Source organism: Porticoccus hydrocarbonoclasticus MCTG13d, from assembly GCF_000744735.1.
In the GTDB taxonomy this organism is placed as follows: domain Bacteria; phylum Pseudomonadota; class Gammaproteobacteria; order Pseudomonadales; family Porticoccaceae; genus Porticoccus; species Porticoccus hydrocarbonoclasticus.
The window spans coordinates 1780657-1793348 of record NZ_JQMM01000001.1 but is presented as its reverse complement, the minus strand read 5'-3'; the positions used below and the strand labels follow the sequence as shown (position 1 = coordinate 1793348).

The window sequence follows — 12692 nt, the reverse complement described above, 5'->3', positions numbered from 1 at the left end:
GCTGCTCTAGGCAGCCCTGTCGGGTCGTTTTCAACACACCGGAAAACCGGGCTATTCGCGCCGGTAATTTGGAGCTTCCTTGGTGATTGATACATCGTGTACGTGACTTTCGCTCATACCCGCAGAGGTCACCCTGACGAAACTGGGTTTGCTGCGCAGGGTTTCAATATCAACACTGCCGGTGTAACCCATGGCTGACCGCACGCCGCCCATCAACTGGTGGATGATCGCCGATAACGGGCCTTTGTAGGGAACACGGCCTTCAATGCCCTCGGGTACCAGTTTTTCAGTACCCTGACTTGCGTCCTGAAAATAACGATCACTGGAACCGCTGGTCTGGGACATTGCCCCCATGGATCCCATGCCACGATAGGATTTGTAGGTTCGCCCCTGATACAACTCTATCTCACCAGGCGCTTCTTCTGTGCCGGCAAACATCGAGCCCATCATGACCGCATGGGCACCGGCAACCAGCGCTTTGGCGATATCACCTGAAAAACGGATACCCCCGTCGGCAATAACAGGTATCTGATAACTTGCCAATGCTTCAACCACATTCGCGACGGCAGAAATTTGTGGCACGCCAATGCCGGTTACAATCCGCGTGGTACAAATCGACCCGGGGCCAATACCCACCTTGATGCCATCCGCACCGGCTTTGGCCAGCGCCAAAGCGGCTTCGGCCGTGGCAATGTTGCCGCCGATCACATCGACCTCAGGGAACTGGGCCTTGATCTGACGTACCCGATTGAGCACATTGCGAGAGTGGCCGTGGGCAGTATCGACCACCAGCACATCGACCCCCTCCCGAACCAGGGCAATAATACGTTCATCGGTATCGGCACTGGTACCCACTGAAGCCCCTACCCGCAACCTGCCCTGATCATCCTTACAGGCATTGGGGTATTTTTCAGCCTTGTCGATGTCCTTGACGGTAATCAGTCCACGCAGCTCGAAATCGGCGTTTACGACCAGTACTTTTTCAATACGGTGCCTGTGCAGAAGTGCTTTGATCTCGTCTGCGTTGGCCCCTTCCCGCACGGTTACCAGTCGATCCTTGGGGGTCATGATGGCCGATACCGGCAAATCCAGACTGGGTTCAAAGCGAACGTCGCGGCGGGTGACAATACCCACCAGCTCCCCATTATCCAGCACGGGCACACCGGAGATATTGTGTTCACGGGTCAGGGACAGCAATGCACTGACGGGGGCGGAAGCATCTATGGTAATCGGGTCTTTGACCACACCGCTTTCGAACTTCTTGACGGCGCGCACTTCCAGGGCCTGTTTTTCAATGGACATGCTTTTGTGAATAATACCGATACCACCTTCCTGGGCGAGCGCGATGGAGAGTCGCGCCTCGGTAACGGTATCCATCGCGGCAGAGACGAGCGGAATATTCAGTCCAATGTTCCGCGTCAGGCGGCTTTTAAGAGAAACATCTTTTGCGGTAATGTCGGAATAACCGGGTACCAGCAATACGTCATCGAAGGTGAGAGCTTCTTCTGCGATTCGCAACATCAGGATGGCTTACCTCGTCAGGGGAGTGGATTTCAGCGCTTGTGCATCAGACAGCGGATCGTTACCGTGCCATAGCTCAAGGATAAAAGTAAGCGCGCTATTATAAAGGCATGGTCGGCTAAAAAATACTTTTTTCAATAGGTCTGGTGACCATCGGTTATAGCCAATAGCTATTATTTAAATTGACTCGATTCGCCGGTGATGGACAATGCGCTATGCCTGACATTCCAACCACTTTGACCGTTACCCAACTGAACCGTCGCGCCAGACAGTTGCTTGAAACCCATTTTCCTCTGGTCTGGGTCGAGGGAGAAATATCAAATTTCTCCCGTCCCGGCTCCGGACACTGGTATTTCACGCTCAAGGATGAACAGGCCCAGGTTCGCTGTGCGATGTTTGCCAATCGAAATACCCATGTCCGTTTCAGCCCCGAGCATGGCAACCATGTGCTGGCACGCTGCAGGGTCAGCCTGTATGAAGGCCGGGGTGACTTCCAGTTGATTGTTGAGCACCTCGAAGAAGCCGGGTTCGGGGCATTGCAGCGTCAATTTGATGCACTGAAGCAGCGCCTGTATACCGAAGGACTCTTTAACGACTTTCACAAACAGCCACTGCCAACTCAACCGCAGCGGCTGGGTATTATCACATCCCCCACCGGCGCGGCGCTTAAGGATATTCTTTCGGTGCTGAAACGGCGCTTTCCGGCCATCGCAGTAAGGGTTTACCCCGCGCTGGTTCAGGGAAAAGCCGCTGCCGCACAGATCGCAGCGGCCATTGAGCTGGCCAATGACGATAATTATTGTGATGTACTGATTGTCGGCCGTGGCGGTGGTTCCATCGAGGATCTCTGGCCTTTTAACGAAGAGATCGTTGCCAGAGCGATCTACCGCAGCCGGATCCCGATTGTGAGCGCGGTGGGTCATGAGATTGATTTCACGATCAGCGACTTCGTTGCTGACTACCGCGCGCCAACCCCCTCCGCTGCTGCCGAAGTATTGAGTCCCGACGGCAACAAACTGCTCGACCAATTGCGCGGTTATGAAAAGTTACTTTGCGAAACCATTTCGCGGCGGCTGCAATCTACTTCGCAACGCCTGGACAGCCTGACTCGTCAATTGCGAGATCCCGGAGAGCGCCTCAAGCAGCAGGAGGAACAGCTGCAGGCCCTGCAAGCGCGACTGGTCCGAACCACCTGGGGACAACATCAACAGCTGGATATGCACCTGCAGCATTTGTGTGCACGCCTGGAGCAAGCGGGCCCCGGTTATCGAATCGACTATTTGAACGACAGACTGAATTTGCTGACTCACCGGCTGGAACGCGCCATCGGTAGCCTGCTCGAGCAAAAGAAAATCCGGTGGCACAACGCGTTACAACTGCTCAACGCCGTGAGCCCGCTGAAAACGCTGGAACGCGGGTATGCTATTGTTACAGACCAGCAGCACAACATATTGCGGGGCGTCGCAACCGTACAAATCGGCGACAGCATTACCACACGGCTGGCGAACGGTTCCCTGGAATGCAAAGTCGATAAAATTTTTCCGGATTCACAATCATGAAACGATACCTCGGTCTTTGTCTGCTCGCGATTACGATGCAGACACCGGCTGAATCAACTGATGAACCCCTGCCGTTATCCCAGCCGGAACCCACTGCTTCTGTCTGGGATATCTCTGACCTGTATCCGGATATCGCCAGCTGGGATGACGCACGGGATTATGCCACCGCACAAATAAGCGCCATCGGTGAGTGCGAAGGTATTCTCGATGACAGCGCGAGTGTGTTGGCTGATTGCCTGAGCCAGGTTAGCGACACCTACAAAGCCCTGCTCAGGCTTTACGTTTATGCCTTTCTGAACAAAGACACCAATCAGGGCAATATCCAGCATCAGGAACGGGCATCGGTTGCCCAGGAGTTGCTTCTCGAGTTCACAGAAGCCACACGCTTTGTAAAGCAGGAACTCAGCCATATCGGAGAAGCAACCCTTAACCACTACCTCAATGAAAGCACACGACTTCAAGAGCACGATTTTTTTATCCGCAATACCCTGCGTCAATCTGAACATATTCTAAGTGAAGAGGGGGAACACGTCCTCAGAGCGGCCTCAGACGCGCTGCAGTCCACCTCAAGCACCTACAGTGTGTTGGTCAACAACGACATCCCCTGGCCGGAAATCACCCTGTCAAATGGCGCAAAAGTCACTCTCGACCCGATGGCCTATGAAGTCCACCGGGCATCGGCAAACCGCAACGACAGAAAACGGGTATTTGAGAGCTTCTGGGGTACCTACCAGCATTTTCGTCAGACCCTTGCCATTACCCTGGAGGGGCAGATAAAAAAAGAGGCGATGGTAGCCCGGGTCCGCGGATTCGACTCATCCCTGGATCGCGCCCTGTCCCAGGACAACATCCCTGAAGCGGTTTACCGGACACTGTTGTCGACCGCCAATGAGCACCTCACATCTCTCCACCGCCTGCTTGGGCTGCGTCAACGAATACTCGGCCTCGGGGAATCCCGTTACTACGACCTATACACACCCGTGGTCACTCTGCCCCGAGAATTTACACTGGAGGAGGCCGCCACCCTGACACAGGCCGCGCTCAAGCCCCTGGGCAGGAATTATGGTGAAGCCCTCAGGAAGGCGCTGACACAACACTGGCTACATGCCTATCCCGCACCAGGCAAGCGCAAGGGAGCTTATGTGATGGGTGCCGCTTATGATGTCCACCCTTTCCTGATGTTGAATTTTGAGGGTACTTTTGACTCTGTCAGCACTTACGCTCACGAATGGGGGCACGCCATACACTCCCTGATGGCCAACAGTCATCAACCCTTCAGCAAGTCGGCCTATTCCAGTTTTATTTCGGAAATCCCCTCGACGGTTAATGAACTACTGCTTTTTGATTATCTACGTGACAACGCATCAAGTGACGATGAAAAACTGTTTTACCTGTTTCGCGAACTGAATCTTCTGCGAAGTGCTTTTTTTCGACAGGCCCAGTTTGCCGAATTCGAACTGGCTATCCATGAGCAGATTGAGAGCGGCGGCAATCTGTCGGGCGATAAATTGAATACGTTGTATGGGTCTATCCAGAAACGTCATGCCGGCCACAGCATGGGTATCATGCAAGTTAGTGAACCCTATACGGTGGAGTGGGCCTCCATTCCACATTTCTACCGCAACTTTTCGGTATACCAGTATGCGACCTCCATGGTTGCCGCCTACAATCTGGCTGATCGCATTACAACCGGTGACGAAGACGCACGACAACAATACCTTGCCCTTCTCCAGGCGGGCGGGTCTGACTACCCCTACAAGCTACTCAGAAATTCGGGAGTGGATCTGGCCGATCCAGCCACGTATCGTCCCATGATTCAACGAATGACCCGGTTGATGGACGAGGTTGAGCATATTCTCGACCGGCAGGATACAAAGAACACGTCCCCATGAGCATACTGTTGTATCGACGAAACCCTTTCTTCGAAATTTATACAGCCCGCAGGTCAACCGAATCCTTATGCTGGCGTTAAAAGCATCACGTCTTTAATCACCAATGAGGAAATACCATGCGACGACTAGTATTACTGGCGGGCATTGTTCTCGCCACATCCAGCTTCGCCGAGACAACAATAAAATCCGATCAGTCCGATACCAGGAAAAGTTATACCGGTTCCATGTTTCAAAAAATGGATACTGACCAGGACGGCAATATATCAAGAGCAGAGCATGAAGCGGGCCTCCGGAAAAAAATGGAAGAACGCATGGCCCACTTCAACGCAATGGATGCCGATGGCAATGGACTGGTGAGCAAAACCGAAGCTATGGAAGCCAGGACGCGAATGAAAGCAGAATGGAAGGAAAAACGTCGCCTGCATTGCAACAAAACCGATAAATAGGATTGCCAGTGCCCGATAACCCCGGTTATCAGATAGCCGGGGTTGTTTTATAGCCCATCATTGTTAACTCGGCCATGCCTCACCCATGGCAACCATGGGTACATGTATCATCCCGCCAAATTCTCCGCTGTTGCTATCGGACAAGCACCAAAGATCAGAGGCTGCTTCTTGCCCCAAATTACTCCGCACCCGCATCTTTATCGCACCAAATTCAAACAAAAACTCCCCGCCCGACGCCCTACAGGCCACCCATAACAACTGAAATAGCCATTATTCGATATATGGCACGCGTTATGCTTATAACTTTTTGACACTACATCCTACTGGGTAATGAAGCCCGTACGCACCATCCTGCGTACGGGCTTTTTTATTTTTGTTTTGGGGAAAACAAACTCGAGGAATTTCACATGAAACCGAGATCTTTTCGACTTTCAGCTTTTGCATTACTGTTTGGCCTCCATCCTTTTCTGATGGTAAATGCCGAAGAGGCCACCAGTCTTTCAGAAATATTCACCAAGAGTGATACCAGTTTTACTTTTCGTTATCGATTTGAGCATGTGGATGATGAAAATGCCGAGAAAAATGCCAATGCATCCACACTAAAGTCCCGCATAACCTGGACTTCGGCCAGCTATCATGGCTTTTCCGGCTTACTGGAAGTCGATGACGTAAGCCATATTGGCGGCGAAAACTACGCGACACCCTCCAACGGGAAAGTCGGTGAATATCCCATTGTTGCCGATCCGGATGGTACCGATATCAATCAGGTCTATCTCAAGTATCAACAAGATGGCTTTACCGGTACAGCTGGTCGCCAACGCATTCTCCATTCCGGCCAGCGGTTTATCGGCGGCGTGGGCTGGCGCCAGAACGAACAGACCTATGACTCAGTACGAGTGCAATTGCCCATCGGGCCAGTCACACTGGATTACAGCTATATCTGGGATGTAAACCGAATTTTTGGACCCGATACCGGTGGTGCACAACCGCGTCGCTACGACTCTGACTCTCACGCACTCTACCTGTCATTTTCGCCAATTGAAGGTCACAAGCTGGCCGCCTTTGCCTATCTGCTGGATTTCGACAATGCAGCAGCCAATTCATCACAAACCTATGGTATTGAGTACAGCGGTGCCGTTGGACCCGTCACTCTGGCAGCCAGTGCCGCCAGCCAGACCGATTATGCCGATGGGCCAATTGATTACGACGCCGACTACTACATGGCCGAAATCGGTACAAAGATCAAAGGCGTCGGTCTGGGCATCGGTTATGAATTACTCGGCAGTGATGACGGGATGAAAGCCTTCAGCACGCCCCTCGCCACCCTGCACAAGTTTCAGGGATGGGCGGATCAGTTTCTGGTCACACCTGCCGATGGTATCGAGGACATTTACTTCAAAATGACCGGCAGCATTGGCAAAACCAATCTGGCCTTTTTCTACCACGATTATTCCGCCGACGAGGGCAGCGCCGACTATGGCGAGGAATATAATGCCGTGGCAAGCTACCCGATCAACAAATATGTCGGCGTCGAGCTGAAGTACGCCAAATACGATGCCGATGAGTTCTCTCAGGACACTGACAAAATCTGGTTTTCAGTCAATGTGAAGTTCTGATCCCGGAACATCACCGTGGCATCTCTCTCAGTGGCGGGCTATGATTCTCCTGCCACTGATTTTTTCGCATTTTTAAATCTATCCTTCCAACGAATTACTTCAAATAGAGCACCATGACACCACCTTCAGTCAGGGACCCCATCCGCATCATGCTGGTCGATGATCATGTCGAACGTTCCGCTAGTGTCGAAGAAAAGCTCCGGGATTCCGGTTTTGAAGTCATTTCGCGGTTGCCATCGGCGACCGGATTACTGTTCCAGATTGAACAGCATCAACCAGACCTGGTATTAATCGATATTCAGTCACCCGGTCGCGATGTGCTGGAGAGTCTCTCGGTGGTCAACCACCATAATCCACGACCAGTGGTCATGTTTTCCCATGAAGAAGATCCCGCTTTTATCGAACAGGCCGTGGACGCCGGAGTGACCGCCTACCTGATGGATGAACTGAACCCGGACCGCGTCAAACCGGTTATTGATCTGGCCATTGCCCAGTTCAAGTCCTACCAGTCACTGCGCAGAGCCCTGGATGACGCACGCACCAAGCTTGCCAGCCAGTCTGTTATAGAAGAGGCGAAACAACTATTGATGGATCAACGCGGCATCAGCGAGGACAAGGCACATAAAACCTTGCGGACACTCTCGATGGACACCAACCAGAGTTTGCCCGAGGCGGCTCGGTCAGTGATTAATATTCTGGGAAAGCCCAGTCGCAGCGCGAGATAATCATGCAGACAACTACCCATAAATTACCAACCGGCGAACGGCAAAATCTTAATATCGGCTATATGCGACTGAGTGACAGCGCGCCGTTGATCATCGCCCAGGAACTTGGGCTTTTTGCCAAATACGGCCTGGATGTGACGCTTTGCAGGGAGGTCTCATGGGCCAATATCCGCGATAAACTGATTGCCGGCAATTTTGACGCCTGTCAGATGCTGGCACCCATGCCGCTGGTAACAACGCTGGGGGCTGCGGGGATACGCGCGCCGATTGTCACCGGGTTGGTGCTGTCGCTCAATGGTAACGGGATTACCCTGTCCCGCCCCCTATGGGAACAAATGCTCAACCAGTCGGAAACTCCATTGCTGGCCAATCAACCCCTGGCAAGTGCCAGAGCACTCAAAAAAGTATTGGATAAACTGCCCAGCAACCAGACAATTACCCTCGCCACTGTTCACTCTTTCTCCACACACACACAATTGCTTCGCATGTGCCTTGAGGCGGGCGGTATTGATCCGGATCGCGATGTCAGGGTCATCGTACTGCCACCGGAGCAGATGGTGGATAGCCTGGCTCAGGGCGTAATCGACGGTTTCTGTGCCGGTGAACCCTGGAACAGTATCGCGGTGGAATATGGTGTCGGTGTACTGGCTACCACGGGGTTCCATGTCTGGAACAATGCACCGGAAAAAGTATTGGGTGTCATGGAGGAATGGCATACCCGCAATCCCGCCACTCACCTCCGGTTGCGGTTGGCATTGATGGAGGCCTGTCAGTGGCTGGCCGACATGGCCAATCGTGAAGCCACTGTGCAAATGTTGACTCGCCGGGACTACCTGGACTTGCCCACCAACTATTTGCGGCCTTCACTGACCGGCAACCTGGTCTATGACCGCGGCTGTGCGGCTGAACATCACCCGAATTTCCACGTTTTTGCCAGTTACAATGCCGGCTTTCCATGGCGGTCTCAGGCGGAGTTTCTTCTCCATCACTGTGAGCCGCTGCTGGGCAAGGTTTTTGATCGCGACAAAATTGTGTCTATTACGCAACAATGTTTCCGGACGGATTTATACCGCGAAGCTGCCCGGTTGCTGGGTTACCCCACACCGGATCAGGATCACAAGAGTGAAGGATCTCACGCTGAACCCTATTGGTTTAATGATCAGATTAAATTGGGTAGCGATCTGATGGTATCTCCCCAGGTGCTGCAAAAAAATCGCAACGACTAACACTCCCCGCAACAACCAGGCCCGAGTTCACCTCTTGGTGCAACTCGATTGAAAAGCGCCCCATAATTGTGCCGCCGGGTCCGGCGGCCCCCTAACCGCTCATATCAACACCCTGTTTTTGCCGACTTTATTATTTGGCATATATTTTGTATATCTATTTGGTAAGACATCAATAACGCACCGGTTAATACCTGTCCAATGGTATTAAGGGCAATGAAGCCCCCTGCACATAAAACCTGCAGGTGGGCTTTTTTTATGCAAGTGACATTCATAGCTGAGGTACCCGTTAAATGAATAGCAATCTTCAAAACTCTCCGGTACAGAAAAGATTGAAAGTTTCACAATGGATCCTGTTGACCCTATCCTTTTTGGTCATGGCCAGCTGGGCACACGCTGAACTGGGGCCACCTGAAAAGGACGAGCTCAAGTTTGGCTTTATCAAGCTCACGGACATGGCACCTATCGCCATCGCCTACGAAAATGGCTATTTCGAGGATGAGGGGCTCTACGTCACCATCGAGGCACAGGCTAACTGGAAAGTACTGCTGGATGGGGTTATCGACGGCAAACTTGATGGCGCCCACATGCTCGCCGGTCAGCCCCTGGCGGCCACCATCGGCTTTGGCACCAAAGCCCACATCGTTACACCGTTCAGTATGGACCTCAACGGAAATGGTATTACCGTTTCCAATGCTGTCTGGGAGAAAATGAAAGCCCACGTACCGATGGCTGCCGGTAAACCGGTTCACCCGATCAAAGCCGACTATCTCAAGCCGGTGGTCGATCAGATGCGGGCGCAGGGCACACCATTTAAAATGGGCATGGTTTTCCCGGTCTCGACGCACAACTACGAGTTGCGCTACTGGCTGGCAGCCGGTGGTATTCACCCCGGCTTCTACGCACCACACAAGGGCGATACCAGCGGCAATATCAATGCCGAAGCCCTGCTCTCTGTCACACCTCCTCCCCAGATGCCCGCCACCCTTGAGGCTGGCACCATTCACGGCTACTGCGTCGGTGAGCCATGGAACCAGCAAGCGGTATTCATGGGCATCGGGGTTCCAGTCATCACGGATTATGAGATCTGGAAAAACAACCCGGAAAAAGTTTTTGGCATGACCAAGGAGTTTACCGAGAAGTACCCGAACACCACTGCCCGCCTGGTCAAGGCCATGCTGCGTGCCGCCAAGTGGCTGGATGAGAACAACAATGCCAACCGCCCGGAAGCCGTTGAAATTCTCTCCCGCTCGGAATACGTCGGCGCGGATTATGACGTCATTGCCAATAGCATGACGGGAACCTTTGAATACGAAAAGGGTGACAAACGCGACGTACCCGACTTCAACGTGTTCTTCCGTCATTTTGCCACCTACCCCTATTACTCCGATGCCGTCTGGTATTTAACCCAGATGCGCCGCTGGGGCCAGATTGCCGAGCCCAAAAGCGATGAGTGGTATTTCGAGACCGCCAGGAAAGTCTATCTCCCGGGCATCTATGCCACTGCTGCCAAAGCATTGATTGCAGAAGGACTCATGTCTGCGGAGGATTTCCCGGACCTGGACAGTGAATCCGGCTTCAAACCGCCTCAATCAGAATTTATCGACAACATCACGTTCGATGGCACACAACCCAACGCATACCTGGAGACATTTTCCATTGGCCTGAAAGACGAAACGCTCTGATGGGCAACACTAAATCTTAAGTAAAACATGGGCAGTTCAGGCTGCCCATTAGCCACCGAAGGATCTATTACATGACTGACCTTGCTGCCATTTTCAGGAATGAACAGGGAATCGCCCACTTCTCTATCTCACAACTGAGCAGTATTGCCCGCGCAGTGGGTAAAACCCTCGCCCTGCCCCTTGCAGGTATCCTGATTTTCTTAATGCTCTGGCAGGGTGTCGCCAACAACATCGATACCTCACTGGGGCAGTTTCCGGGACCGGTTCAAGTCTGGGAGCAATCAAAGGGCTTGCTGGCCGAGCACCAACGGGAACGAAAAAAAGCAGCCGCATTCTATCAGCGGCAGGAAGAGAGAAATGCCAAACGGCTGGCCCAGAATCCTGATGCGGAAGTGAAAATTCGCAGCTATACCGGTAAAGCCACCTTCCTGGATCAGGTGATAACCAGCCTCTATACCGTGTCTTTCGGGTTTTTGATCGCCACAGTGATTGCAGTGCCTCTGGGCATCATCTGTGGCTTGAGCGAAAAAGTTTACCAGTCGGTGAACCCGATCATCCAGACATTCAAGCCGGTCTCACCCCTGGCATGGCTGCCGCTGGTGACGATGGTGGTATCGGCCCTTTATGTCACCGACGATCCCATGTTTGAAAAGGCCTTTCTGACCTCCGCATTTACTGTGGCGCTGTGTTGCCTTTGGCCGACCGTGATCAACACCACGGTGGGCGTCACCAGTATTGATCGCGATCTGGTCAACGTCAGCCGGGTTCTGCAACTGCCTTCGCTGGTGCACGTCCGAAAAATTGTTATCCCCTCCGCCATACCCATGATTTTCACCGGTATGCGGTTATCACTGGCCACTGGCTGGATGGTATTGATTGCCGCCGAGATGCTGGCCCAGAACCCCGGTTTGGGCAAATTTATCTGGGATGAGTTTCAGAACGGCTCATCGGATTCACTGGGTCGCATCATGGTGGCCGTGGTGACCATTGGACTGATCGGTTTTCTGCTGGATCGCCTCATGTTGATCCTTCAGAAACGCATCAGCTGGGACAAACAGGCCATTCTACGCTAACCGCGGCAGACATCAGTCAAGGAGCAACCCATGAAAACCCCCTATCTGGAAATCAGCCATATCGGTATCGAATTTACCACCGATGGTGAACCGTTTCGCGCCCTGCAGGATGTCGACCTATCAATCGACAAGGGCCAGTTTGTCTCGCTGATTGGCCATTCCGGCTGCGGTAAATCCACGGTATTGAATATCATCGCCGGTCTCTATGAGGCCAGTGAAGGCGGGGTCATTCTCGAGGGACGCGAAGTCGACAAACCGGGACCCGACCGGGCAGTGGTCTTCCAGAACCATGCCCTGTTGCCCTGGCTAACGGTCTACCAGAATGTCGAACTGGCAGTAAAAAGGGTCTTCCGCAAGACCAAAAACAAGGCGGAAATGCACGAGTGGATTGAACACAACCTCTCCCTGGTTCACATGGACCACGCCCTGCACAAACTACCCGGAGAAATATCCGGCGGCATGAAACAGCGCGTCGGTATCGCCCGCTGTCTGGCCATGCAACCCAAAGTGTTGCTGATGGACGAGCCCTTCGGCGCCCTGGACGCCCTCACCCGTGCCCACCTGCAGGATTCACTGATGGAAATCCAGACCAGTCTGGGCAACACCGTGATCATGATTACCCACGATGTGGATGAGGCCGTTTTGTTGTCGGATCGAATCGTCATGATGACCAACGGCCCCGCCGCCACCATTGGCGAAATACTCGACGTCAAGTTGCCCCGCCCACGCAACAGGCTGGCCCTGGCTGAAGACGCCGATTTCATTCACTACCGTCAGCAGGTTCTGGAATTTCTCTACGACAAGCAGAAAAACCCGCAAATTGAAAAAAAGCCCACCGACGCTGCCAGAAAGTTACAGGAAGTGGCATGTAAACCGGCCTCGTCACATGACGATGCCGCTGTCGATACCGGTAAGACAACGACTGGTACCGACAAAACCAGAGCAGCCTGAG

At 52.9% G+C, this 12692-nt stretch carries 10 protein-coding genes; 9 read left to right on the top strand and 1 reads right to left on the bottom strand.

Translation table 11 applies throughout. The features are described from left to right. Positions 1–51 precede the first annotated feature (51 nt). Positions 52–1521, bottom strand: a complete 1470-nt coding sequence (gene guaB / locus U740_RS08555) for an IMP dehydrogenase (RefSeq protein WP_036860203.1) — start codon at positions 1519–1521, stop codon at positions 52–54. A gap of 215 nt (positions 1522–1736) precedes the next feature. On the opposite strand from guaB, the gene xseA reads away from it, so the two are divergent. The 9 genes from xseA to U740_RS08510 all read left to right on the top strand — a co-directional run bounded on the left by xseA (position 1737) and on the right by U740_RS08510 (position 12691). Then, a complete protein-coding gene (gene xseA / locus U740_RS08550) occupies positions 1737–3080 on the top strand; it encodes an exodeoxyribonuclease VII large subunit (RefSeq protein WP_036860202.1) in 1344 nt (447 codons plus the stop codon). Beyond that, positions 3077–4972: an oligoendopeptidase F gene (pepF, locus tag U740_RS08545; RefSeq protein WP_036860201.1), complete on the top strand. Its 1896-nt coding sequence runs from the start codon at positions 3077–3079 to the stop codon at positions 4970–4972. The genes xseA and pepF overlap by 4 nt, the downstream gene beginning before the upstream one ends. 116 nt (positions 4973–5088) lie before the next feature. After that, positions 5089–5418, top strand: coding sequence for an EF-hand domain-containing protein (locus tag U740_RS08540; protein ID WP_036860200.1), 330 nt, complete (start codon positions 5089–5091; stop codon positions 5416–5418). A gap of 407 nt (positions 5419–5825) precedes the next feature. Continuing rightward, positions 5826–7034: an alginate export family protein gene (locus U740_RS08535; RefSeq protein WP_036860199.1), complete on the top strand. Its 1209-nt coding sequence runs from the start codon at positions 5826–5828 to the stop codon at positions 7032–7034. Positions 7035–7147: 113 nt separating this feature from the next. Then, positions 7148–7759: an ANTAR domain-containing response regulator gene (locus tag U740_RS08530; protein WP_036860198.1), complete on the top strand. Its 612-nt coding sequence runs from the start codon at positions 7148–7150 to the stop codon at positions 7757–7759. A 2-nt stretch (positions 7760–7761) separates the two neighbouring features. Continuing rightward, the gene (locus U740_RS08525; protein ID WP_051921331.1) at positions 7762–8985 is read left to right on the top strand and encodes a CmpA/NrtA family ABC transporter substrate-binding protein; all 1224 of its coding nucleotides are present in this window, start codon (positions 7762–7764) and stop codon (positions 8983–8985) included. Positions 8986–9359: 374 nt separating this feature from the next. After that, entirely contained in the window at positions 9360–10667 is a 1308-nt protein-coding gene (locus U740_RS08520) for a CmpA/NrtA family ABC transporter substrate-binding protein (protein WP_235189954.1), read from the top strand. Positions 10668–10738: 71 nt separating this feature from the next. Next, a complete protein-coding gene (locus tag U740_RS08515) occupies positions 10739–11740 on the top strand; it encodes an ABC transporter permease (protein ID WP_036860196.1) in 1002 nt (333 codons plus the stop codon). Between the two features lie 30 nt (positions 11741–11770). Then, positions 11771–12691, top strand: coding sequence for an ABC transporter ATP-binding protein (locus U740_RS08510; RefSeq protein WP_051921330.1), 921 nt, complete (start codon positions 11771–11773; stop codon positions 12689–12691). The last annotated feature ends 1 nt before the right edge of the window (position 12692 follow it).